22 protein-coding genes and 2 pseudogenes are annotated in these 25,404 nt (G+C 39.6%); 9 read left to right on the top strand and 15 right to left on the bottom strand.

Going from position 1 to position 25,404, the window contains the following annotated elements:
* The first annotated feature begins 76 nt into the window (after positions 1-76).
* Positions 77-718 carry a peroxiredoxin gene (locus tag HX129_RS16155; RefSeq protein WP_130075034.1) on the top strand — a complete coding sequence of 214 codons (642 nt, stop codon included), beginning with the start codon at positions 77-79 and terminating at the stop codon, positions 716-718.
* Positions 719-953: 235 nt separating this feature from the next.
* Here the strand turns inward: HX129_RS16155 and HX129_RS16150 are convergent, their stop codons facing one another.
* Together HX129_RS16150 and HX129_RS16145 are read right to left on the bottom strand one after the other, a co-directional pair.
* Positions 954-1,232: a glutathione S-transferase family protein gene (locus HX129_RS16150; protein WP_130075033.1), complete on the bottom strand. Its 279-nt coding sequence runs from the start codon at positions 1,230-1,232 to the stop codon at positions 954-956.
* Entirely contained in the window at positions 1,225-1,467 is a 243-nt protein-coding gene (locus HX129_RS16145; protein WP_165353101.1) for a glutathione S-transferase N-terminal domain-containing protein, read from the bottom strand. The genes HX129_RS16150 and HX129_RS16145 overlap by 8 nt, the downstream gene beginning before the upstream one ends.
* 146 nt (positions 1,468-1,613) lie before the next feature.
* Between HX129_RS16145 and HX129_RS16140 the strand changes: the two genes are divergently transcribed.
* Positions 1,614-2,429, top strand: coding sequence for an MBL fold metallo-hydrolase (locus HX129_RS16140; protein ID WP_286435041.1), 816 nt, complete (start codon positions 1,614-1,616; stop codon positions 2,427-2,429).
* The gene (locus tag HX129_RS16135) at positions 2,426-3,007 is read left to right on the top strand and encodes a dual specificity protein phosphatase family protein (protein ID WP_286435040.1); all 582 of its coding nucleotides are present in this window, start codon (positions 2,426-2,428) and stop codon (positions 3,005-3,007) included. The genes HX129_RS16140 and HX129_RS16135 overlap by 4 nt, the downstream gene beginning before the upstream one ends.
* 59 nt (positions 3,008-3,066) lie before the next feature.
* On the opposite strand, the gene HX129_RS16130 is transcribed toward HX129_RS16135, so the two are convergent.
* The 4 genes from HX129_RS16130 to trpA are packed head-to-tail and all read right to left on the bottom strand — an operon-like array spanning position 3,067 to position 7,053.
* Positions 3,067-4,071 (bottom strand): SPOR domain-containing protein, encoded by a 1,005-nt coding sequence (locus HX129_RS16130; RefSeq protein WP_130075030.1) that lies wholly within the window; start codon positions 4,069-4,071, stop codon positions 3,067-3,069.
* Positions 4,062-5,360, bottom strand: coding sequence for a bifunctional tetrahydrofolate synthase/dihydrofolate synthase (gene folC / locus HX129_RS16125; RefSeq protein WP_286435039.1), 1,299 nt, complete (start codon positions 5,358-5,360; stop codon positions 4,062-4,064). The genes HX129_RS16130 and folC overlap by 10 nt, the downstream gene beginning before the upstream one ends.
* Complete coding sequence (gene accD / locus HX129_RS16120) at positions 5,357-6,253, bottom strand: acetyl-CoA carboxylase, carboxyltransferase subunit beta (protein ID WP_130075028.1); 897 nt, start codon at positions 6,251-6,253, stop codon at positions 5,357-5,359. Before accD ends, folC begins: the two co-directional genes overlap by 4 nt.
* Positions 6,250-7,053, bottom strand: a complete 804-nt coding sequence (gene trpA / locus HX129_RS16115) for a tryptophan synthase subunit alpha (protein ID WP_174493658.1) — start codon at positions 7,051-7,053, stop codon at positions 6,250-6,252. The genes accD and trpA overlap by 4 nt, the downstream gene beginning before the upstream one ends.
* A gap of 360 nt (positions 7,054-7,413) precedes the next feature.
* Here trpA and HX129_RS16110 point away from each other — a divergent pair, with 360 nt between their 5' ends.
* Positions 7,414-8,745: a Na+/H+ antiporter NhaC family protein gene (locus tag HX129_RS16110; protein WP_130075026.1), complete on the top strand. Its 1,332-nt coding sequence runs from the start codon at positions 7,414-7,416 to the stop codon at positions 8,743-8,745.
* Positions 8,746-8,921: 176 nt separating this feature from the next.
* Here HX129_RS16110 and HX129_RS16105 read toward each other — a convergent pair whose 3' ends face one another.
* A complete protein-coding gene (locus HX129_RS16105) occupies positions 8,922-9,950 on the bottom strand; it encodes an AraC family transcriptional regulator (protein ID WP_286435038.1) in 1,029 nt (342 codons plus the stop codon).
* A 145-nt stretch (positions 9,951-10,095) separates the two neighbouring features.
* Here HX129_RS16105 and HX129_RS16100 point away from each other — a divergent pair, with 145 nt between their 5' ends.
* Positions 10,096-10,971: a metal-dependent hydrolase gene (locus HX129_RS16100; RefSeq protein WP_286435037.1), complete on the top strand. Its 876-nt coding sequence runs from the start codon at positions 10,096-10,098 to the stop codon at positions 10,969-10,971.
* A 120-nt stretch (positions 10,972-11,091) separates the two neighbouring features.
* On the opposite strand, the gene HX129_RS16095 is transcribed toward HX129_RS16100, so the two are convergent.
* The 4 genes from HX129_RS16095 to HX129_RS16080 all read right to left on the bottom strand — a co-directional run bounded on the left by HX129_RS16095 (position 11,092) and on the right by HX129_RS16080 (position 17,554).
* Positions 11,092-12,087, bottom strand: a complete 996-nt coding sequence (locus HX129_RS16095; protein ID WP_286435036.1) for a DUF2804 domain-containing protein — start codon at positions 12,085-12,087, stop codon at positions 11,092-11,094.
* 177 nt (positions 12,088-12,264) lie between these two features.
* Positions 12,265-14,667 carry a glucose/quinate/shikimate family membrane-bound PQQ-dependent dehydrogenase gene (locus HX129_RS16090; protein WP_286436336.1) on the bottom strand — a complete coding sequence of 801 codons (2,403 nt, stop codon included), beginning with the start codon at positions 14,665-14,667 and terminating at the stop codon, positions 12,265-12,267.
* Between the two features lie 168 nt (positions 14,668-14,835).
* On the bottom strand, positions 14,836-16,080 hold the full coding sequence (locus HX129_RS16085; protein ID WP_286435045.1) for a carbohydrate porin: 1,245 nt from the start codon (positions 16,078-16,080) through the stop codon (positions 14,836-14,838).
* A 355-nt stretch (positions 16,081-16,435) separates the two neighbouring features.
* On the bottom strand, positions 16,436-17,554 hold the full coding sequence (locus tag HX129_RS16080) for a CaiB/BaiF CoA transferase family protein (protein WP_286435034.1): 1,119 nt from the start codon (positions 17,552-17,554) through the stop codon (positions 16,436-16,438).
* A gap of 211 nt (positions 17,555-17,765) precedes the next feature.
* On the opposite strand from HX129_RS16080, the gene HX129_RS16075 reads away from it, so the two are divergent.
* Positions 17,766-18,776, top strand: a complete 1,011-nt coding sequence (locus HX129_RS16075; protein ID WP_130075019.1) for an AraC family transcriptional regulator — start codon at positions 17,766-17,768, stop codon at positions 18,774-18,776.
* A 51-nt stretch (positions 18,777-18,827) separates the two neighbouring features.
* Here the strand turns inward: HX129_RS16075 and HX129_RS16070 are convergent, their stop codons facing one another.
* Positions 18,828-19,085 carry a hypothetical protein gene (locus HX129_RS16070; protein WP_180045637.1) on the bottom strand — a complete coding sequence of 86 codons (258 nt, stop codon included), beginning with the start codon at positions 19,083-19,085 and terminating at the stop codon, positions 18,828-18,830.
* 222 nt (positions 19,086-19,307) lie between these two features.
* Between HX129_RS16070 and HX129_RS16065 the strand changes: the two genes are divergently transcribed.
* The 3 genes and pseudogenes from HX129_RS16065 to HX129_RS17805 form a co-directional block, all read left to right on the top strand.
* Positions 19,308-20,513, top strand: a complete 1,206-nt coding sequence (locus HX129_RS16065; protein ID WP_130075017.1) for an acetyl-CoA C-acetyltransferase — start codon at positions 19,308-19,310, stop codon at positions 20,511-20,513.
* A gap of 11 nt (positions 20,514-20,524) precedes the next feature.
* Positions 20,525-22,657, top strand: a complete 2,133-nt coding sequence (locus HX129_RS16060) for a 3-hydroxyacyl-CoA dehydrogenase NAD-binding domain-containing protein (protein WP_286436335.1) — start codon at positions 20,525-20,527, stop codon at positions 22,655-22,657.
* A gap of 185 nt (positions 22,658-22,842) precedes the next feature.
* Positions 22,843-22,987 (top strand): annotated as a pseudogene (locus tag HX129_RS17805) (hypothetical protein); the annotation flags it as partial.
* Positions 22,988-23,157: 170 nt separating this feature from the next.
* Here the strand turns inward: HX129_RS17805 and HX129_RS16050 are convergent.
* The 3 genes and pseudogenes from HX129_RS16050 to HX129_RS16040 all read right to left on the bottom strand — a co-directional run.
* A complete protein-coding gene (locus HX129_RS16050; RefSeq protein ID WP_502872653.1) occupies positions 23,158-23,862 on the bottom strand; it encodes an HAD family hydrolase in 705 nt (234 codons plus the stop codon).
* A gap of 73 nt (positions 23,863-23,935) precedes the next feature.
* On the bottom strand, positions 23,936-24,358 hold the full coding sequence (locus tag HX129_RS16045) for a GNAT family N-acetyltransferase (RefSeq protein ID WP_130075013.1): 423 nt from the start codon (positions 24,356-24,358) through the stop codon (positions 23,936-23,938).
* Positions 24,359-24,429: 71 nt separating this feature from the next.
* Positions 24,430-25,329 (bottom strand): annotated as a pseudogene (locus tag HX129_RS16040) (class I SAM-dependent methyltransferase); the annotation flags it as partial.
* Positions 25,330-25,404 lie beyond the last annotated feature (75 nt).

Raw genomic sequence — 25,404 nt, 5'->3', positions numbered from 1 at the left:
TATAAGAAATTTAAGCCATAGTGATTTTGACGAGCAAAGACCGATTTTAACTATTCTAAATTTTGAGGTAAATCCAATGACGATTCGCTTAGGTGATATTGCACCTGATTTTGAGCAAGACTCAAGTGAAGGTAAGATTCATTTTTATGATTTTTTAGGCAATGATTGGGGAATTTTATTTTCCCACCCTGCCGACTATACGCCCGTCTGTACCACTGAACTCGGCTACACAGCAAAACTTAAAGATGAATTCAGCAAACGTGGTGTAAAAGCAATTGCCCTGTCTGTCGATGATGTAACATCACATCAGGGTTGGATTCAAGACATTAATGAAACCCAAAATACGACAGTAAATTTCCCGATTATTGCGGACAAAGATCGAAAAGTTTCAACACTTTATGATTTTATTCATCCCAATGCGAGTGAGACGCTGACTGTACGTTCTTTAGTGATCATTGATCCAAATAAAAAAGTGCGCTTAATCATCACTTACCCTGCATCTACAGGGCGTAATTTTAATGAAATTTTACGCGTGATCGATTCACTACAACTTACAGATAATTATAAAGTGGCAACACCTGCCAATTGGCAAGAAGGTGAAGATGTCGTGATCGTGCCCTCGATTAAAGATGAAGCTGAGTTAAAAGAACGCTTCCCAAAAGGTTATACGGCGGTTAAACCCTATCTGCGTTTAACACCACAGCCGAATAAAAACTAATTTTTAATACATCAATACATCAAATAAAAAAGTGCGATTTTTTCCATCAACTCCGATCTTACGATAGGAGTTTTTTTTATTTTAACCTTCCCATAAACATGCTTCAGAAAAACTGTTATTCGATGCGTACTTAACACACATTTACTACAACGCATGAAAGCGTGTGTTTTGCATAGATTCACGATGTGCGACGTGTTCAAGCCATACAGCTAATGGTGGATGCTGATGTTTCCAATCACTTTTCAGGAAAATGAAAATCAATATATTCAAGCAAACATGCAACCGCAATCTCCCCTATTCCAAAAAGCTCAGTAAAATTATCCAAATGCTGTTCTAACCACGATAATGTGCTGTATTGACTTGCAGTAAAACGTTGCATCATTTCTTGTGCTTGTAATTGCTCAGTTTTCTGTAATGTTGCATATAACCACCCGACGAATGCGATTGCTCCATCTGCTAATGCTTGCAGACGTAAACTTTTAAAATATGCCACATGCTCTGTGGGATCAACCAAACTTTTTATCTTTTAGCGTACTCAAATATTCACAAATCAATGCTGAGTCAAACAAAACCTCTTTATGGTTCAGCACCAAAGTCGGGACTTTGGACAAGGGATTGATTGGTCTTAAATTCGGGTCAGTCCAAGGATCCACGGGTAAAAAATCAAATTGGTCTTGAATTTTTAATTCATTAATCAGAACTCGAACTTTACGAGCGAAAGGTGATGTAGGGGAATAGTATAATTGCATCTGCCTGCTCCTTATAATTGTTCTTTTATGTACAGTATGTGACATAAAAATATGAAATTAAAAATTTATTTTGCTTATTTTATAAGCATTGGTTCTGACTTCAAAATAAGATATAAATGATTTAGAAAAATTTAAAATTAGCGCTGATGATCTATAGCATTCACCATTTACACTGTGGCAGTCTGTGTCCTTTATGTGCACCCTTGTTTGGGCAAAAAGGTTTAAAAGCCAATTTAGTCTGTCATTGCCTGTTGATTGAAACCGATCGTGGTTTGGTGTTAGTCGATACAGGGTTAGGGTTACAAGACTATTTACATCCTCAACAACGCTTAGGCAAGCTGATCTATACAATGAGTGCACTCATAACTGATCCGACTTTGTCAGCTTTTCACCAAATTCAAAAATTGGGTTTTCAGCCGAGTGATGTTCGGCATATTTTGCTGAGTCATTTAGACTTTGACCATGCAGGTGGAATAAGTGACTTCCCTAATGCAACAGTACATATTCTGTCGAATGAATTGAATGCCACACAATGTTTGTCAGGTAAAAATAAATTGCGCTATCGCCCACAACAATTCAAACATCATGCTTATTGGCATTTTTTAGAACATGAAGCAGGTGAGCCTTGGTTTAATTTTAATCGCGTGCAAGGTTTTAATATATTTAAAGATGAAATCTTGATGATTCCCCTGCTTGGGCATACAGCAGGACATTGTGGTATTGCTATTCGTCAGAAAGATCGATGGCTACTGTTCTGTGGTGATGCTTATTATTCACACTTGCAACTTAATCCACAGTATAACGCTTTGGGGTTAAATTTAATGGAACGTCTCTTTGCATTGAATAATCAACAACGCCTACATAGCTTAAAAGCCATTCAAACATTGGCACAGAATGAACCGCACATTGAACTCGTGTGTGCACATGATCCTTTTGAATTACAGCGTTATTCTATTTTATGAAATTACATTTTTTAGCTATTTTACTCACCTCTAGCATGATGACAGGGTGTATCACCTCATCAGCACTGCCACAACAACACCGTCCACAACAGTGGGGAGATTTAATCCAAAAGTCTTCTAATTTTTATCAAATGAGTGACACTGTATTTCGCAGTGAACAACCCAATGCTCAACTGATCCCTCTGCTTAAAAAGCATCAAATTGATGTGGTCATTAATTTACGCAGTCGTGATCAAGACCGTATAACGTTGGCAGGAAAAAATTTAAAACTGATCCATATTCCGATTCATACATGGGCATTGGATAAATACGATTTACTCAAAGTGATGCAAAACATTCAAACAGCGCAACAGCAAAATCAGAAAGTATTGATTCATTGTTATCATGGTTCTGACCGTACAGGTGCAAGTATTGCGATGTACCGCATTATTTTTGAAAATTGGTCAACTGACGATGCTTTAAACGAAATGAAGCATGGTGGTTATGGCTTTCACCCGATTTGGGTCAATATCGACAAACAGTTTAGCCCTGAAAATATAAAATGGATCCGTGATCAACTCACGAATCCATCGATGTAAACAACATAAGTTAATGTATGGGGTTATGTTAAAGCACTATCCCCCTTCTCTCATTTTACTTAACGGCGATCTAAAGGAACCCAATCAATCACCCACGCAGATTTCATTCCTAAGCTTGCATCTGAATTGATCTTCTTACGTGTACTATCCGCAGTTTCACGGTCTTTAGCAGGCCCAACCATAATACGGATTCCTTTTGATGTTGGGCTCTTGGTTACTTTATAACCTTTGGCACGTAATTTTGCAGCAACCGCATCAGCATTCGCTTCGTTTGCCGCCAACGCCACTTGTACCATCCATTGCTTATCGCCATTTTCTAATAAGTTACGGGCTTTATCAGCTTCTGCCTTTTTCTTGGCTTCCTCAGCTTTACGTTTTTTCTCATCAGCAGCTTTTTTCTCATCTGCTTTGCGCTGCTCTTCTAGCTTACGTTTTTTTTCTTCAGCAGCCTTTTTCTCATCCGCTTTGCGCTGCTCTTCTAGACGTTGTTTTTTCTCCTCAGCAGCTTTCTTTTGTGCTTCAGTGGCTTTTTTATCTGCTTCTGCGGTAGCTTGACGCTTCTGCTCAGCTCGCTTTTTTTCTGCTTCTGCTTTTTGTTGTTGTAATTTTTTATCTGCATCTGCTTTTTGTTGTGCTTTGGTTTTATCGTCTACATTCAACTCAGGTGGAATATTGTCTGAACTTTCTTGTGCAGATTTACGGCGTGAATTAGCAGCAGCATATTCTTCCGCTGCTTTACGTGCAGCATCCGCTTCAGCTTGTTGTTGCATACGTAAAAATTCAGCTGCTTTTGCTTCTTGCTCAGCGACTGCTTTTTCACGTGAACGGCGCTGTTCTTCAAGCAAACGTTTTTCAGTTGCCACATCAACCGTGAGTGGCTGTAATTGTACAGTCTCCTCAGCGGGTGCAGGTTTACCGTTTTGTTGGACATGAGCAGCAGGAGGCGGTGGCGTCTGATCTTGATAAATTTCATCTTTACCTTTTAGAAGCAATGCCGCTAATAAAACACCACCACCTAATAAAACAACACCACCCATCCAGCGTTGCTTGTTATTCATTGACATTCTTCTAAATACTCCCAGACCGCTTCTAAGGTATGGAATGAACCACATACCAAAATCAGTTGATTATTTTTTGTTTCTTCAAGCGCTGATAAAAAGGCAGCTTGTACATTTTCAAACTGTTCAACTGTTTCATCCTGCAAAGCCGATCTTAATTGATCCATCGATGCCGCACGAGGCACAGTCAATGGCGCAATTTTCCACTTTAATACAGTGTTTTTCAATAACTTGACGACGGTTTCTATATCTTTATCAGTCAACATTGAAAAAACAGTGACAACTTCTGTGTACTGTTTATTGTATTCCATGAATTTTCGCAATTGCTTTAACAAAAATTCAACACCGTGCGGATTATGTCCTGCATCAAAAATGACAATTTTATCTTGGGTTTTATGATGAATCGTTTCAACTTCAAAACGACCTTGTAAACGTGCCTGCAAAATACCTTGTGCAATCGCGTGTTGTGTCACGGTTAAATCACTGAGTAAAATCGCGGCAACGGCTGTAGAAATATTTTCCAATGCAAGCTGACCAAGCGGCAGTTTTAGCGTTAAACCTGATGTGGCAAAGTTCCACGTTTGACCATCTGCTGCATAATCATAGAAATAATCTTGATTCACAACATGTAATTTTGCCTGACACTGTTGTGCTTTTGTTTTAATGGCAAGTGGGAGCTGCTGTAAACCACCAAAAACCACAGGAATATTTGGACGAATAATTCCTGCTTTTTCAAAAGCAATCTTTTCAATGGTATCACCGAGCCAATCGGTATGGTCAAGCCCAATATTGGTAATAACCGCAACATCAGGGTCGATGACATTCACCACATCTAAACGACCACCAAGTCCAACTTCAAGCACCCAAACATCACAATTCATTTGCTTAAAAATGACAAAAGCAGCCAAAGTGGTTGCTTCAAAAAAAGATAAACTGAGATCACACTGACGACGTGCTGCATCAACTAAGACAAATGCATCAATCAAGGTCTGATCAGAAACTTCTAGTCCTGCTAATTTGACGCGCTCATTAAAACGATAAATATGTGGGGATTGGTACAGTCCAACATTAAAACCTTGTGCATTCAGAATCGCAGCCAAGGTCGTAGTGGTTGAACCTTTACCATTGGTTCCTGCAACCGTAAAAACTTTGGCATTGGGCTTGGTTACACCCAATGCTTCTGCGACAGGAATGACCCGTTCTAAGCCTAAATCAATCCCTGTAACGTGAACATGGCTCCAATAATTGAGCCATGTTTGTAAACTATCAGTATTTAATGGAGCAATGTTGTTCAAGGCAAGTTCATCAGTTTCGCTACGATGCGATATACAGTATCACGTAATGCATGACGATGAACAATTTGATCGACCACACCATGATCAAGCAAGAATTCTGCACGTTGGAATGGTTCTTCCAATTTTTCACGTACAGTTTGTTCAATGACACGCTTACCTGCGAAACCAATCATCGCTTTCGGTTCTGCAATATGCACATCACCTAACATAGCCAATGATGCGGTAACACCGCCATATACTGGATGGGTTAATACCACAATATACGGAAGATGTGCATCTTTCATTTTTTGGATCGCAGCAGAAGTACGTGCCATTTGCATCAAAGACAACATGCCTTCTTGCATACGCGCACCACCAGAAGCTGCAAAACAGATCAATGGTTGTTTGGCAGCAATCGCTTTTTCAGCAGCCTGCACAAAACGATCACCGACCACGGTACCCATTGAACCACCCATGAAGTCAAATTCAAAGGCACATGCCACTAGAGGAATATTTTTTAGCTGACCTTGCATCACCACAAGTGCTTCTGACTCACCTGTTTTATCCTGCGCTTCTTTCATACGGTCGGGATAAGCTTTACTGTCAACAAAATGTAATGGATCTTTGGCAACAAATTCTTGACCAAGTTCCGCAGTCACATTGTCAAAAAACCAATTTAAGCGATCACGTGCCTTCATTTTTAAATGTTCATCACACGATGGACATACGTAGGCGTTAAACGACATCGCTGTACGAGTCACTAAAGCATGACACTCAGGGCACTCAATCGTTGGTTCTGTAAATGTTGCTTTGAGTGTTTGTTGTTGATCAGGCAAATGAATGCCTGGAATCGAACGTTCAGTCCACGGCGTCACTGGGCTGAGAATTTTCCCTGATTTCACTTCTTGATTCATACTAACTCATCGAGCGCTGCTCGAAGCTCCTTGACTTTATTCACTGCTTGTTCAGCAGCTTGTTCGGGTGCTAAGTTTGCAAATGGTTTGACAAATGCACTTCCCACAATGACCGCATCGGCAACCTGTCCAACCGCTTTAGCAGAAGCTGCATCACTGATCCCAAAACCCACACCAACAGGAATATCTGTCACGGTTTTGATTTTTTGAATACGTGTTGCAACTTCTGTGGTATCGAGTGTCGCTGCACCAGTCACCCCTTTTAATGACACATAATAAATAAAGCCACTCGCTTGTTTTACTACACGTTGAATACGTTCATCTGTTGACGTAGGTGCAAGCAAGAAAATTTGATCCATACTGTATTTTTGTAATACGGCATCAAAATCTGCTGCTTCTTCTGGTGGTAAATCCACTAAAAGTACACCATCCACACCACAGTCATTCGCATAAGCCACAAATTTTTCATACCCGATGACTTCAACAGGATTTAAATACCCCATTAAAACCACAGGTGTTGTTGTGTCTTTTTGACGAAATTCTTTGACCATATTCAAAGCATCAAGGGTATTTGTTCCTGCCGCTAAAGCACGCTCTGCGGCAAGTGCAATCACTGGTCCATCTGCCATTGGGTCGGAAAATGGTAATCCGAGTTCAACAACATCTACGCCCGCTTCAACCATTTGATGTAACAAGGGTACTGTTACATGTGGTTGAGGATCACCCGCCATAACATAAGAAACCAATGCTTTACGCTGTTGTGATTTAAGCTGTGCAAATCGGGTGGCTAGACGTGACATAGAGTTGTACATTCCTTGAATTGTTAAACTTGAGGAGTTGATTTTGTATAAATACAAGACTTTGCATTGTAACGCTATTTTTTACTCATTGAATAGAGTAACTCAGTAGCACAATGTTATCTCATCTTAATACAAAATAACGAACAACCTATGGCATACATTTAGCGCTATTTATGTTTTTTGAACAATGATCAAAGCTACCTATTTTTCGCTTTTTTAAAATTCGCAATTAAATATAAAAATTTAAAATAAATCATTTAAATAGCATCATAAACAGTATAAAACGGTATACATTTTAATTTTTAAGAAATTGCAAAAGCTGTTTATACTATAGCGGCTAATGTTTTTTATTTTTTGAATATGACCACTCCCACACACAGTAAAGTGCAAGCTCGTGGGCTTGCGCTACTGCCACTTATTGTATTTTTAGCCATATTTTTAGGCAGTGGTATTTACCACTCAATCATTGGCACTGCGTTCGCTTTTTATCAAATGAAAGCCCCTGTCGCCGCACTTCCTGCGATTATTTTAGCAATTTTAATTTATCGTGGAAAAATCAACACAGCGATTGATGCGTTTTTAAAAGGAGCAAGCCACCCTAATCTGATTTTGATGTTTATGGTATTTATGCTCGCTGGTGCATTTGCCAGTGTTTCGAGTGCTATTGGCAGTGTCGATGCAACCGTACAATTTGGTTTATCGATCATCTCACCTGAGTTTGTCTTACCGATGCTGTTTGTCATTTCAGCATTTATTGCCACAGCAATGGGAACCTCAATGGGCACTATTGCTGCCTGTGCTCCCATTGCTTTTGGTTTTTCACAAGCAACGGACATTCAGCCTATTTATGCCATTGGTGCTGTGGTGAGTGGTGCTATGTTTGGCGATAACTTGTCCATGATTTCAGACACTACCATTGCAGCAACACGTAGTTTGAATGTTGAATTGCGAGATAAGTTTCGGGTCAATGTATGGATTGCACTGCCTGCGGCAATCCTCACCATTCTGATTTATATTTTAAATACTCAAGCATCGCAGCATATTGAATATAAAGAATATGACATTTGGTTAATGCTCCCGTATTTAGCTGTCTTCTCTTTGGCATTTACCCGTTTACATGTGCTTGCCGTTCTCACCATCGGCATCGTGTTGTCGGGTATCATCGGTTTAGTTGCACAACCAAATTTTGAAATTTTAAAATTTAATAATGCCATTTATGACGGCTTTGTGGGTATGTTTGAAGTTGCATTATTGTCCATGTTCTTAGGTGGCCTATCTGCCATCATGCAAAAAGAAGGTGGTTTGCAATGGTTGATTCAACGTATTTATGCCATAACGCGTTGTTTTAAAGTGGGAAAACAACGTGCAGGTGAAATTGGCATCAGTTTTTTGGTGATCTTTTCCAATTTATTTGTCGCAAATAATACTGTTGCGATTATTTTGTCAGGCGATATGGCACGTGAAGTTGCCCACGAATATGGGGTTGATCCTAAACGTGCCGCAGCATTAATGGACATTTTTTCCTGTGTGGTACAAGGCATTATTCCTTACGGTGCACAGCTTTTGTTGGCATGTTCTATTGCAAAACTGTCACCTATTGAGTTAATTGGCTCAATTTATTATTGTTGGATTTTGGCGATATTTGCGATTATCGCGATTATTTTTAGAATTCCAAAGTTAAAAACAGCTTAACTGAGAAAAGTACAGCAAATTAAAAACCTCTTTGTCAACTGCAAAGAGGTTTTTTAACTTCATTCATCTACCTACCATGGAATTTTTTAAATAATTCATCAAAAATCAATTGGCTGACTTCTGCTAAATGTTGTTCATGCCAAGTATTCATATTTTTCCTTATACTCATCTGGGTTTTATTCTTTCAATTGTTGTTTCTTTTGTAATAAAGTCTGCCCACTAAAGGCTTTATATGCTCTCGCCAAAGCAGATTGGTCAGAATACCCCAAACGCATGGCGATTTCTGTCAGATTGGCATTATCCAATAATAATTGCTCACAACGTTTCATACGTTCAACTTCTAAAATCTTCTTAAAAGAACAATCCAAATCACTTAATTGACGTTGTAAAGTACGCACTGAAATATTCAAATGTATTGCAAGATCTTCAATTTTAGGCGCATGTTCATGCTGCCTTAAATCGTCAGCAACCCATTGATGACAATATTGCACAATATTGTCGAAACGAGCTTTAGAGGCTATCGCTTCCTCTGCTTGCCGAACCAACAACTGCGTCAAAGAGGGGTCTGCATCTTCAATTTTTAAATTTAAAGCATCCAAACTCAGTACAAAACTGTATTCAGGTTGATTAAAATTCACCTCGCAAGCATAAAACTTTTGATAATGATAAATCGCCATTTGAGGTGCATGAGCAAAATTGACACATAACAAGGGGAATAACTCTAGCGGCATCATTTTACGTGCTAAATGTACCATTAAGGCATTGGTCAACTCATTAATAAAACAATATTTTTCATGTAAAAAAGGCCAAAACAAATGAATATTTTGCCCTGTTTGCAGCATTTGCATCGGTTTAATTTCATCACCATCAATCACTAAACGACTAAAACGCAAAATGTACTGTAAAGCTTCAGCAATACTATTGCTACGTGTCGCCATATAACCTAATACGCCAAAATGTTCTGCTCGCACATGCTGTGCCATTTCAAAGGCTAAATGTGGACAATCCAGTTCTTTTTTTGTTTTTTCAATAATTTGCATAAAGAAGCCATAAGAACTTTGAGCATCTATCGCTTGGTTCAAGACTTGTTTTAATTTAAGTTGTTCTTCAGGCAAAAATGGCAGGCTTAGAATCTCTAAACCTTGTACATTCAAATAAGTTTGCCAAAGGTGATAATAACCATTGGGTATTTTTAATTCTTGCATGGCATTGCTCACTTTTTTATCATGCAGTCTGACATGATGGATTTTTACTTTGTCGTAAAATGTATAAAAATTGGCAATAACTGTCAAAACAAACTAGACGAAGCACGACATACTCAAAACATGAAAGCAATGTGAGTAAAATAAAATGAATGCTTTAGTTCAATATCAAGTCGATCCCGTGGTCAGAAGCAAACTCAATTTTAAATTAGATGAAGTTCCGCGCTTTTGGTTCGGTGGCGACCCATTTAAAACACGTATGTTTGATGCACTCAGCCTGACTTTTCCTGATGGCGAGCGTTATTTTATCGAATGTGTGCGCTTATTTCGCGACAAAATTACAGATCCCGACTTGCAAAAACGTGTTGCAGATTTTATTCGTCAAGAAGCACAACATGGTATTGCCCATGAAAAAATGAATGAAGAAATGCGGAAACAAGGCATGCCACTTGATCAATTCATCAACTTTTTACAACGCCTGTTTAAATCTGAACTGAAAAATCGCTCTCCACAATACAATATTGCCATGACAGCAGCAGCGGAACATTTAACGGCATTGATGGCAGATACTTTTTATAGCCATAAATCAACCTTAAGCGATGCGCATCCCTATGTACGAGCATTATTTGCATGGCATGCAATTGAGGAAATGGAACATCGTGATGTGGCATTTGATGTCATGCAACAAGTCGGAGAAGTACCTGAATATTTAAGAAAATTTACCTTAGCGTTAACCACTGTTGCAATGATGGGCTTCACCACATATCGTGCTAATGTCATGTTGGCACATGATGGTTTTAGTCGCACCCAACGTCTAAAACTCGCACTCACAGGTATGCCATGGTTATTTGGTAAACAAGGTGTGTTTACTCGTATGCGTAAACCCTATATGGATTGGTACAAAAAGGATTTTCATCCAAGTCAGCATCCAATTATTGCGCAATATCACGTGTGGGTTGACACTTTAGCGCAAAGCAATGACCCTATTGCAGCTGGTGAAGCATTTTGGCAAGCGGCTTTATAAGCCACTTTTAAATAAAAGCCTGTATTTCAAAATACTTTCCCCGACATAAGCATGAATGTTCTCTTATGTCGTTTTTTATGTACAATTTTAAATTATTTTAAAAACCTAAAACAAGCCCGATCACCACTTGGCATAATGCTGCTCCAACATACCATACTCTTGATTTAAATAAATAATTCCACCTGTTTCAGTTGCAATTGTGCCGCTAATTTTAGATTGCCACTGACTAAACTGGCTACCAACTAAACGTAGATTTAAATTTTCAAAACGGCGCCAACCAATCAGCACTTCAAGCTTTAATTTTTCATCTAATGATCGAATCGTCCAATGTTGGTCGGATACTTTTTCAAATAGCACATCACTCAAAGGGTATAATACACCATTCACCCAAAGACAATTTTCATTGCCAAAACTTTCATTGACACCTGAAGCAAGATTTAAACCCACACGTTGACCTTGTTGATCCCAAAAATTGCAGGATAACCAAAACCATGCTGTTTCAGGACGCAAAAACCCACACGTATCATCCAAAGATGCGAAGCTTTTTTCATTGAAATATATCTTTTCATTCTGCTTATTGATGAAAAAACCTTCTACTCCCAAAGTCGTGAGCTTTTGTGTATAAGTCCAGCCATTAATTCCTGTCGGACTACATAAACTTAAAGGATCTGTAGCAGCGCAAAAAATACGTGCTTTGAGTTTTTCATCGCCATGTTTAGTGATATTGATATATCGCACACCATTGGCATGTTGCATCTCGATTTGAAAAGGCGATTTTTTAAATAAGCTTTGATTGTAAAGAGGTTGTTCATCAACCGATGTATGATGTCCTAAAATATTATTCGCATTCCATTCTAAAACGTCATCATTTGCATGATCATAGATATAAATAAAAGCATGTCCAGCCCACCCGATATCGACAATTGCAAAGCCGATACTGTAGTGTTCATGCTGAATACTACAAAATTTAAATTTCTTATATTTTAATTTTTTACGCCAACCTTTTAAGGTTTTTCCATAAGGGGTTTTATAAATATAACGATCAATATTAATAGAAGTGGGTAAAGTGGTGAAACGCCCATAACGAGGTAATCCATTCGCCTGTATTAAATCCATTTTTAACCCAATCCTTCGTTTTAAAAATTCTTAGACTTTAGTCTAGATTTTGATTATTACTCATTTTCTATTCAATACACAATCTTTCTCAACATTTTATAGCGACATAGACACACAATAAAAAAAGCCTGACGAATCAGACTTTTTATTTCAATTTAACCTATCAAATTGCATCTATTATTTTGGATCAGGTAAGGCATAAGCCACTAAAGCATCACCCATTTTCGTACCAAATGAGCCATGACCACCGGCCATGATCACCACATACTGTTTACCGTTTGACTCATAGGTCATTGGCGTTGCTTGCCCACCAGCAGGTAAGCGACCTTTCCACAACTCATCACCATTTGTCACATTGATCGCACGAATATAATTATCTTGCGTACCACCAACAAACATTAAGTTACCTGCTGTTGAAATTGAGCCACCGAGCATTGGCACACCCATTTTAAATGGTGGTAATGGAATACCCGGTAAACTGTCACGGATCGTACCAATACGGCGCTTCCATGCAATATCATGAGTTTTCAAATCTACACCCGCTACATAGCCCCAAGCAGGTTGTTTACATGGCAAACCAAATGGCGATAAAAATGGACTAATTTCAACGCCATAAGGCACACCATACATCGGCTGCACACCTGCTTCCGTACCCGCACCTTTTGCGGTTTGTTTACGGTTCGGGTCAGCAGGAATGAGTTTGGTCACAAATGGCAAACCAATCGGGTTCATGACTGCGATTTGACGGTCTGGGTTAACAGACATCCCGCCCCATTCAAATACCCCTAAGTTACCTGGGAATACGAGCGTCCCATTTTCAGAAGGTGGTGTGTAAATCCCTTCATAGTTCAGCTTATGGAATGACACACGACACATCAACTGGTCAAACATGGTAGCCCCCCACATTTGTTTGTCGGTTAATTTGTCTTTTGGCGCGAGATCAAAATCAGAAAATGGTTGCGTTGCTGAATAATGTTCCCCTTTGGTTTGTGGACCACGTTTAACAGTTTGTGGCACAGGTTTTTCAGTGATTGGAACAACTGCTTTACCTGTACGACGGTCTAAAACAAAAGCATTGCCTGTTTTGGTTAACACATAAATGGCAGGTACCGTTTGACCCGATTTGTCTTGAATATCTGCAAGTGTAGGTTGTGAGGGTACATCCATATCCCATAAATCATGATGGGTAGTTTGGAAGTTCCACACCAATTTACCTGTTGTTGCATTAATGGCTAACATTGAGTTTGCATAACGCTCATGCAATTTAGTACGGTTTCCACCCCAAATATCGGGCGTACCGACACCTGTAGGTACATAAACAATATCAAGTGTTGCATCGTATGCTAATGGTGCCCAAGCGTTTGGTGAGTTTTGGACATATTTTTGACCTGGCGCTGGGATTTTATTTGGATCTTCTGCACCCGTATCAAATACCCAAAGCAATTCACCTGTATTCACGTCATAACCACGGATCACGCCTGATGGTTCTTCTGTAGAGTAATTATCTGTGGTTGAACCTGCGATGATAATAGTGGTTCCTGTGACCACAGGTGGAGAAGTCGGAATATAGCCACCCGGATATGGGAATGGCATATCTTTTTGTAGATCAACCTCACCATTATGACCGAAGTCTGTACATGGCTTACCTGTTGTCGCATTGATCGCAACTAAACGACCATCATTGACAGGTAAAATGACTTTTTGTGGACATTGTTCAGAAGTCGTTTTTTTCGCAGCCAAACTCGCTTCAAAACCCACGGTATTGTTGGCATCGAAATATGACACACCACGACAGGTCAAATGTTGGAAGGTATTGTCCGCTTTAAGCTTAGGATCAAACGTCCATTTTGCTTTGCCGGTTGCAGGGTCTAAAGCCACCAACTTTTGGTGCGTCGTACAAATGTACATATTGTCACCCACTTTAATTGGAGTGACCTGATTGGTGGTTTCACCTGAGTCATGGTCTGTTTTGAAATCACCTGTGTTGTATGTCCAAGCCACTTTGAGGTCTTTCACATTGTCAGCATTAATTTGCGTCAAAGGTGAATAGCGTAAACCAGATTGGGTACGACCATACGCCGGCCAGTCACCCTCTGCAATGCCTGCAATCGCTTGTGCAGTTGCAGGTTGTTGACTGGTTAAAGTGCCACGGATTTCTTGTGGATCATTAAAAATAGAATAAATCATCACGGCAATGGTGATTGCCAATGAACCTGTTAATGCAACTTTTGCACCTTTGCTATTGGCAAAACCGCGTGTTACTGCAGGAATGAGTAAGAATAGACCAAATAAGCCTAAAATATCTAAACGTGGTGCAAGCGCAAAGAAGTCAGAACCGACTTCCCACAAGCCCCAGACCACGGTACCTAACACTAGAACTGCATAAACAATTAAAGCGGAACTTTTTAATTTTTGTAATAAAATTGCGGTAATAAGGAAAAATAAACCTGCAATGATGTAGTACCAAGAACCACCGAGCACTGCAAGATAAATTCCTCCAATCAGTAGTACCAAACCAAAAATTGCAGCAATCACTGCTGCAATGGTTTTTAGCACTGATCCTGAAGACGGAGTACTCATATTGACGACCTCTATGCTTTGAATCTGTTAAATATGTTCCATATTTCTTTCTCAAGAATTATGGTGTTCATGGATAAATTTCTAGATTCTAAATACCAATAATGATCAAAAGAAAAATCAAATACTCATTACATCGTATTTGACCTATCCGTATTCACAATCTAAAAACTAGAATGCGGTTTGTAACTTAATGCCACCCACCCACGCATTTTCGCCGTTCTTATATGCCCCCACATGGCGGATATATTGCACATTCGGACGAATCGTCAGCCAGTTGGCTGCATGGATACCGTAATAAATCTCTGCATCGTATTCTTCATTTTGTGGACGTTCTTGATGATGATTAACATCATCATTGATACGAATTCGAGCAAGACCTACAGCAATTTCATCTTGAGGCCGTGCATCAAAAGCACCTTTATAGACCAAGCCAATATTTTGCATATTGCCGACCGTATTGGTGTCTGAGTCGTGCACAGTGACATTGACAAAACCCGTCAAACCACGATGTGGGTCATCTTGATGAGCGGTAAGTTGTTGCTTAGCAACCACCCACATCCCTTGTTTATGCGATGTTTGCTCAGGATGGTTAATGTTTTGTGCATCGGCAGTGCTGTAGTAATAACCTGCTCGATATTCACCATCAAGTTTCTGTGTACCTACTTTCGGTGTCCACACCACTTCAGCAGGAATAATTGCACCATGCGAGCCATCTGTACTTAAGTTCCACCCTTTGCCTCGTTCAAGATTTTCAGGGTTATATTCATAGACCCCCACTTGTGCATAGAGGTCTGGCTGTAAGTTGTATTTGACCCGCGCCGCCCACTGACTCACGGGCCAGTTATACCATTGATCTCCAACCCAGTTGCCAACTTGAGAACCACAAAGTGCAAGGTTTTGGAAATCACAATCAAAGCGATTAAAATCTTCACCTTCGCCAAAACGACCGACTTTAATATCGAGTTTTTGATCTAAAAATTTCTTTTTAATCCAGAAATCAGTCAAACGCCATGTTTGTTCACGCCCCCACACTTCTTGGCTTGAACTTAAATGTCCTGCCAATGCATCAGAGTTTTGTGAAAGTGAGCGACCGTTGCGCTGTGTGACTGTGATTTGTGCTTCGGTATCTTGCCAACCTAAGATTTTTTCCAAATCAAGATGTGAACCAATGGCAAATTGATCTGCATATTCCGTACGGTGACTAGAGGCTTGTTTTGCATGCAACAAGGTTGCTATTTCCCCCGTATAGCCAAAGTTAAAATCATAACCTTGTTGCTGTAATTGTGTTCGTTTTCCATTCCAATCGCCAAACATCCATTGGCTATTTGCATCAAAAGCATCAGCTGCATAAGTAGATTGAAAAACACTATTTAAAGATAAAAGGCTCACAGCCCAATATAAACAATCACGCATTTTTTTCATATTCAGTGACCTTTATAACAAAACTGCAATTAATTATTCATAATACTCTCACATTAATACAAAGTGATAATATTTTTAATAAAAACACTACACATTAAAACAATAAATTATCATCAATTGAAAATAAAACAAAACAATCAAGAGATTAAATAGCCACAACACAACCTTGTAAAACCTTAAAAAACATCTACTTATTTTTATATACTCAAATATTGAACGAAAAAAGTAATCTCCTCGTGACCTTAAAGACTACTTGAATTTATTGGTTTACAAATCATCTAATTTGTTAACAAAATACCTGCTTTGTAATTTTATTTATCTGTACTCTGTTGAAATATACATCGCTTTACCATTGTCCTTCACCGAGTTCTTGACCAATATAATCATAACGCATCTGAGAACGAGAAAATTTAATTGGACAAGCAAGTTGGGGTTCTGCTTGTTCTGCATGGGCTTTTAGGGGGACGTTCACGACCCAATTTCTTTGCTGTGCCAATGGCGAGCTTAAAGCTTCATGTAAGCTCAATACAGGCTCTACACAAAAGTCCAACTGCCCAAAGATTTCATTCCATTCAGCCCATGTTTTACTGAGAATTTTTTCCTGAATCGCCTGTTTAACCGCTTGACGGTCTTCTGCATCAAAAGACGCACCTTTTTGCAAAATAATCGGTAATTCCAAAGTAGCTGCCAAACCATTCATAAACTGCGGCTCTAAGCTTCCCACTGAAAGATAACGACCGTCTTGAGTACGATAATAATCATAGAAAGTGCCACCATTCAGCTGCTCATTTTCAGCTTTTTGAGGCTGACCTCCTGCCAAACTTGCAGCTGCTGCCATATTATTCATACTGACCACACAATCAGTCATGGAAATATCAATGTACTGTCCCAAACCACTTTGATGGCGTTCAGTCACAGCAGCCAAAATCCCAATCACTGCATGTAAAGAACCACCCGCGACATCAGCAATTTGAATCCCCATTGGAGGCGGCCCACTGTCTTGACGCCCACTATGCCCTGCAATACCCGACAAAGACACGTAGTTAATGTCATGACCCGCTTTATCTTTATAGGCACCTGTTTGCCCATACCCTGTGATTGAGCAATAGATCAATTTCGGGTTAATTTCCGCCAAAGTTGCATAGTCCAAACCTAAACGTTGCATCACTCCTGGGCGAAATTGTTCCACCACGATGTCAAAGTCAGAAATTTTTTGTTTGATCAATTCAATATTTTTTGGATCTTTCAGATCAAGTGCCACAGATTGTTTATTTCGGTTTAAATAACTGTGGGAAGTGGCTTGCCCATTGGCATACGGAGGAAACAAACGAACCAAGTCAGGACGTGTTGGTGATTCAATATGAATCACTTCTGCACCCATATCCGCAAGGTACATAGTGGCAAATGGTCCTGGTAATAATGTGGAAAAATCGAGTACTTTCAATCCTTTTAAAGCAGTTGTCATAATAGTTTTTACCAAATTTGGGTTGATTTATATCTCATATTAGAAATATAAAACTAACATAACAATGTCATGTTCAGCCATTTACCTTGATCATTTCGGCAATTTAAGATGTAAAAAGGCAATTCGCACTGTTGTAAATCGCCAATCCAACATTTTTTAGAGTGTATTAGGTCAATCGCTAGTGAACATCAAAGAATCAGAAGGATTTAACATGAGTCGTGATACGATCAGTATCCATTTCGTGAATGCAGCCCTCACAGGTGTTAAACGCCTAGGCATGGATGTCGAAACATTATTATCACATGTCGGAATTGAAGCAGAATTATTGCGTCAACCCAAAGCGAGAATTTCACCTGAGCAATACACTCGTTTTGTGAAAATGCTTTGGATGGTGACACAAGATGAACACGTCGGCTTTGATATTCAGCCACGACGCTTGGGTTCTTTCGCGATCATGTGTCAATTGATCATTCATGCCAAGACCTTAGGTGATGCTTTAGAACTTTCTTCACAGTTTTATAAGCTATTTGGCGATGAATGGTCTGTTGCAGTTGAACGTGATAAACACGAAGCGCGTTTAGTTCCATTAATACCAAAAACGATGGATCCTGATCATTTTATTACTGAAAGTATGCTCATGATTTGGCATGGTTTGGCATCATGGCTCATTGAACGTCGTATTCCGTTAGAACGTGTACATTTTGGTTATCCGCGTCCAAATCATGCAGATGAATACGATGCGTTATTCTTTGCGCCAGTGATGCAATTTGACATGCCGCGCACTGAAATTACCTTTGCTGCGGATTATTTAGATCTGCCAATTCGTCAAGATGAAGCATCATTAGAAGAATTCTTAAAAGCTGCCCCTGCACAACTTTTGGTCAAATTCAAAAACACCAACTCGCTTACTTCACGTATTCGCGAAGTGTTAAAGAGCCAAATTGGTGAAGAAATGCCAACCTTAAATGATGTAGCGTCGATGTTGTATTTGTCACCGCAAACCTTACGTCGTCGTTTAGCGGCTGAAGGTAAAAGTTATCAAGGCGTGAAGGATGCTTTACGCCGTGATGCTGCCATTCATTTATTGTTAAATCCTGATTTAACTTTGGAAGATGTTGCTCAACAAGTTGGCTTTAGTGAAACCTCAACATTCCACCGTGCATTTAAGAAATGGACAGGTGTCACTCCTGGTTTATACCGTCAGTTGCATGGTTATCATTAATACAATAATATTTTCAAATAAAAGCCTGATATAAATCAGGTTTTTATTTCATTAAAAATTATTTCGATCTTTTTCACACAATAATGGATCTGCTTTAGAGATCACTCTTTTACCATTTTGAATGGTCATCATTTCTGCCTTGGTCACTTGAAAATTTTGATCATATTCACAGGCGAGACTGCTCTGCCCCTCATCAGAAGTATGAGTACCGTAGATCATCCAAACATAAAAAACCAATAATAAAAGCACGCCCAATAAGCTTATTGAAACAAGATATAAAATCCATTTCACAGAGACTTTAAAATTCATTCTTAAACTCATTCAAATCTCATCACATGTAATATTTTGAACAAAACAATTCACTTGCAGGATTAGAATACAATGTCTTACAAGGTTCATTGTATATTTTTTCTTTGAATTCAATTGACCAAAACTATCAATTGACTTTCCCGTTCTCGTCATTGCACTATCAAGCTTATAAAGTACACTCAAAACACATAACAATTTTAGAAGTCATAAAAAGGAATAGCTATGAGCGAGGCTTATATCATTGATGCCATTCGCACACCACGCGGAAAAGGAAAGAAAGATGGTTCACTCTACAGTGTGAAACCCATTACTTTGCTCACAACATTACTCAATGAATTAAAAGACCGTCACCATCTAGATACTTCAAAAGTAGATGATATCGTACTGGGATGCGTTACCCCAATCGCTGACCAAGGCGGTGATATTGCTAAAACTGCCGCAATTGCCGCAGGTTGGGACAATGATGTCGCAGGTGTGCAGATCAACCGTTTCTGTGCATCAGGTCTTGAAGCGGTCAACATGGCAGCACAAAAAGTCCGTTCAGGCTGGGAAGATGTGGTTGTTGCAGGTGGTGTCGAGTCTATGTCTCGTATTCCAATGGGTTCCGATGGCGGACCTTGGGCACTTGATCCTGAAACCAACCTAAAGTCTAAATTTGTGCCACAAGGCATTGGTGCAGACTTGATCGCGACTTTAGATGGCTATAGTCGTACAGATGTTGATGAATTTGCGGCAAACTCACAGCGCAAAGCGGCTGCGGCACAAGCGGCGGGTCATTTTGACAAGTCTATTGTGGCTGTAAAAGATAAAGCGGGGGTGGTGATCTTAGATAAAGACGAATTTATCAAACCAACCACCACTGCTGAAGGCTTGGCAAAACTCAATCCAAGCTTTGAAATGATGGGCAGCATGGGCTTTGATGCAGTCGCATTACAGCAATATCCTGAAGCACAAAAAATCAATCACGTACATCATGCAGGAAATTCATCAGGTATTGTCGATGGTGCTGCGGTTGTGCTTCTTGCTTCTGAAAAAGCAGTCAAAGAACAAGGCTTAAAACCACGTGCCAAAGTTTTGGCGACTGCGCTCGTGGGAACAGATCCAACCATTATGTTGACTGGTCCTGCACCTGCTGCACGTAAAGCATTGGCAAAAGCTGGCTTAAGTATTGATGATATCGATTTGTTTGAAGTGAATGAAGCATTTGCATCGGTAGTCATGCGCTTTATGAATGAGCTGAATGTTCCTGCTGAAAAAGTCAATGTGAATGGTGGTGCAATTGCCATGGGGCATCCATTGGGTGCAACAGGGGCGATGATTTTAGGAACTTTACTTGATGAGCTTGAGCGTCAAGGTAAAAAACGTGGTTTAGCGACATTGTGTGTGGGTGGTGGCATGGGTATTGCGACCATTATTGAGTTGGTATAAGGAGAATAAGAATGAGCGCAATTCAATACGAAAAAAATGCGGACGGCATTGTTATTCTGACTTTAGACTCTCCGAATCAATCTGCAAACACCATGAATGCTGACTTTCAAAAAGCACTCACTGAAACAGTTGAAAAATTAAAAGCTGAATCAGGCATTACAGGCATCATTTTCCGTTCTGCGAAAAAAACCTTTTTTGCGGGCGGTGATTTGGATGATTTAATTCAGGCACGCCCTCAAGATGCCAAAGAATTCATGGCTGTGGTTGAGCTAATGAAAAAAGAACTGCGTTATATCGAAACTTTAGGTGTACCTGTGGTTGCAGCACTCAATGGCACAGCGCTTGGTGGGGGGTGGGAAATCGCGCTTGGCTGTCACGCCCGTATTGCCTTGAATGACCCTAAGTCTAAGTTCGGTCTGCCGGAAGTGACCTTAGGTTTACTCCCAGGCGGTGGCGGCATCGTGCGTATGGTACGCCTGTTGGGTCTACAAAATGCATTCCCATTCCTCATGGAAGGCAAACAATTTGGTGTCGATAAAGCCAAATCTTTAGGTCTGATTCATGACACTGCGGACTCACTTGATGAGTTGATGGAAAAATCCATCGCATGGGTCAAAGCCAATCCAAAATCACAACAACCATTTGATGTAAAAGGCTATAAAATCCCAGGTGGTGATCCTAAAACACCTGCGGTGGCACAGATTCTTGCGATTGCCCCTGCAATGCTGCGTGACAAAACCAAAGGTTGCTACCCTGCGCCTGAAGCGATCATGGCAGCAGCGGTTGAAGGTGCTCAGGTCGATGTTGATACAGCGCTCACCATCGAATCACGTTATTTCACTTACCTTGCAACAGGTCAAGTGGCGAAAAACATGATCGGTACGTTTTGGCATGGTCTAAATGCTATTAAAGCAGGTGCGAGCCGTCCGAAAGATGTCGCAAAATGGCAAGCGACTAAAGTCGGTGTATTGGGTGCAGGGATGATGGGGGCAGGTATTGCTTACTCAACGGCGACCAAAGGCATTGCTGTGGTACTCAAAGACGTTTCTGTTGAAAATGCAGAAAAAGGCAAAGCATATAGCCAAAAACTTTTGGACAAAAAAGTTTCACAAGGCCGTATGACTGCTGAGAAACGTGACCAAGTCTTAAGCCTAATCACTGCAACTGCTGATGCAGCCGATCTACAAGGCTGTGATTTGATCATTGAAGCTGTTTTTGAGAATCAAGAACTTAAAGCCAAAGTCACCCAAGAAGTGGAAGCTTTCCTCGCGGATAGTGGTATATTTGCTTCAAATACCTCGACATTGCCAATTACAGGTCTAGCAAAAGCGTCTAAAGACGATAAAAACTTTATCGGTTTACACTTCTTTAGCCCAGTCGACAAAATGCAATTGGTTGAAATCATCAAAGGGAAAAATACCTCTGCTGAAACATTGGCCAAAGCCTACGATTACGTTCAGCAAATTGGCAAAACGCCAATCGTGGTCAATGACAGCCGTGGCTTCTTCACCAGTCGAGTCTTCGGTACATTTGTCAATGAAGGTCTACACTTACTTGCTGAAGGTGTACATCCTGCACGTATTGAAATGGCAGCACTTAAAGCAGGTATGCCTGTTGGTCCACTTGCCATTCAAGATGAAGTTGCATTGACATTATCTGAGCATGTCACCAATGAAACCCGTAAGGCACTCCAAGCGGAAGGCAAAGACTTGCCACACTCTCCTTCTGAAGATGTCTTGAAAACCATGATCCATGAGTTTAACCGTAAAGGTAAAGCGGCAGGCGCAGGTTTCTATGATTATCCAGAAGGCGGTAAAAAACATCTTTGGGATGGGTTAAGTCATTGGAAAAAAGACGTTGATATTTCTGAACAAGAAATGATTGACCGTATTTTGTTTGTTCAGTCACTCGATACTTTACGTTGCTACGAAGAAAACGTATTGGAGTCAGTAGTCGATGCCAACATCGGTTCGATTTTTGGCATCGGTTTTGCACCGTGGACAGGAGGTGCAATTCAGTTCTTAAATCAATACGGTTTAGACAAAGCCTTAGCTCGTGCCAATGAACTTGAAGCCAAATATGGCGAACGTTTTAAAGCACCACAAATGCTCAAAGACAAAGCTGCAAGTGGTAAAATTGACTGATATTTAACACCATCGATTTAGAGAAATAGAGGCAAATGTGCCTCTTTTCTTTGCTCTAAATATTTAATTTGTACTTTATATAACCATAATTTTATTAAGACTTTTACATGAAAAATATCGGAGATTAAACTTTTTTGTGTTATAACATTACATAGATTCTCATTTTTTCAATTTGGAATACTCCCATGTCAAATGCTGTTGAGTCTCAAAAAGTAGCTGATGAAAAAAAAGGTTGGAAAGGGCTTTTAGTTGCTTTTATTTTAAGTGTGCTGTTTCTTGTGATTTTTTATCTTGCCATACAAAATGAGCCTGATTATATGCCAAGTAAGCAGCAAGAAACCAATCAAACTTCTTTTAAAAGCGCACCTGTAATGTCTCAAGAAGCTTTGGCAAATGCTGAACAAAAAAATCAAACAGCAAGTTCACACCACATGTCTGATGCTGAAATGAAGAATATGCAGCATGATGAAACAAGTGAACATCACACACATGAATAATCATTAACACTTAGGTTTTATATCAATTTTAGATATAAAACCTTTTGATTGTATTTTCTGAATAATCTCCCACAAATTTGCATAGTCATTTAAATTTGCATCGGCATCTGCTGAAACAATCTTGGCGTCAGGATTGAAAAAAATGCTTTTCATTCCGACAGCGTTCGCACCTCGAATATCTGCATTTTCATTATCACCAATAAAAATACACTGTTCTGCTTGTACTTTGAGTTTTTCACATGCCAAGTGAAAAATTGCCGCATCAGGTTTACGCAAAGCAACTGCTTCAGACACCAACACTGTCGAAAAAAATTCTGCTAATCCTAAAGCCTGAAAATTATGTTCTTGAAATGGCGATTGACCATTTGAAATTAAACCTAAGAGATACCCTGCTTGATGTAGTTTCAAGATGACACTTTCCACATCTGCGAAGCTGCAACAAAATTTATTAAAATCTTGTATATAAGACTGTAATAGCAACTGTTCGGTATATGTTTTAATGGCAAATTCTTGTATTAATTGCCGATAAACCACATCCTTCCAGACCGTACCATTTGCATCCAATTGTATAAATTTTTCAATAAACTCAGACTTTTTTGCCTGTGGGACAAGCTGAAAAAAATTAACTTGCCAATTAATAAACTGCCTGAGCGAATGCGTCCGATCCAATAAAGTCTGGTCTAAATCAAAAAGAATGGCTTTTATCACGGCTATTCTCCTTGTTCATATTTAAAAAACAGATTCGAATTTTTGCATAGTGTGTCAATTTTAAAACTTATCATCAAGTCATCAAAAACATATCAACATGAGGAATTCCGCAATCTAAATAACGTTCACCTTTGACTTGAAAACCTAATTTTTCGTAAAAACCAATCGCATGAACCTGTGCAGATAGTTTTAGAAAAGCACGCTGTTCTGTCGCTGCAACCATAATAATATACTGCATCAACTGCTGCCCTATGCCCTGTCCTCGGTAATTTTTGAGCACAGCAACGCGCCCAATGCTGTTATTTTTAAGCAATCGTGCAGTGGCAATGGCTTGTTCTTGATCATACATCACGAAATGTAGAGAGGTGTCATCTTCAGCATCCCATTCATCATGTTCAGCAATATTTTGTTCTTGGATAAAAACATCCGTACGAACCATTTTCGCCTCAGTGGCTAAAAGTGCCCAAGAACCACTACGAATGACATAATCTGACATCAACTCTCCACTATTTCATGATTAAACTTTTAAATAAAAGATGCATGGAGTCACACATCTTTTTCATCCCATTAACACTTACAACCAATCCCTTGTTGGTCCCATTGGTCATTCAGTAAAAGTTCTAAAGACTGTTGTTGAATACCATACATCTGTTTTAATGCCGCAATCTGTGCCAAAACATCCTCATCGGGCGCAGTAAATTTTTTACGTTTGGTTGCTAAAATCATTTTATTTTTACTGGTGTGTTCCAAAGCCACAAATTCAAAGACTTTGGTGTCATAGCCATAAGCATTGAGCAATAATGCACGAATGGTATCCGTCAACATTTCCGCTTGTTGCCCTGCATGAATGCCAAATTGCAACATCGGTGCAAGTACTTTCGGACTTTTTAACTGAGGACGTAATTCTTTATGACAACAAGGTGCGCACATGATCATCTGTGCATTTAAACGAATGCCAGTATGAATGGCAAAGTCAGTTGCAACATCACAGGCATGTAACGCAATCATGACATCTAGTTTTTTAGGTGCATAAGTACGTACATCACCTTGGAAAAAATCCAAATGTTGGAAATTTGCCTCAGTCGCAACTTTTTGACAAAACTCGACCATTTTAGGATTAAGTTCAACGCCTGTAACCTGAGGAATAAACTGATTTTTTGCTAAATAATCATAGAGTGCAAAGGTTAAATAACCTTTACCTGAGCCGAAGTCGACCACTTGTAAGGCTTGATCTTGATGATCAATTTTATCCAAAGCACCTGCAAAAATTTCAACAAATTTATTAATCTGTTTCCATTTTCGTGCCATGCTCGGAATAATTTGTGCTTTGCTGTCGGTAATGCCTAAAGGCTGTAAAAAATAGCTGTCCTGATCGACATAACGATGCTTTGATCGGTCATGTTGTTGTTCCTGTTGCTTCACTTGCGGTGTAACTTTACTATAAGTTAATAAGGCTTTTTTCTTACTTAGATTAGCATTTGAAGTGCAACACCATGTTGTTGCCATAATACCTGACTCGGACTTTTAAAGCCGAGTCTTTTT

The organism is Acinetobacter sp. 251-1 (genome assembly GCF_030329305.1).
Lineage (GTDB): Bacteria > Pseudomonadota > Gammaproteobacteria > Pseudomonadales > Moraxellaceae > Acinetobacter > Acinetobacter piscicola_A.
This window is presented reverse-complemented; position numbering and strand designations above follow the sequence as displayed.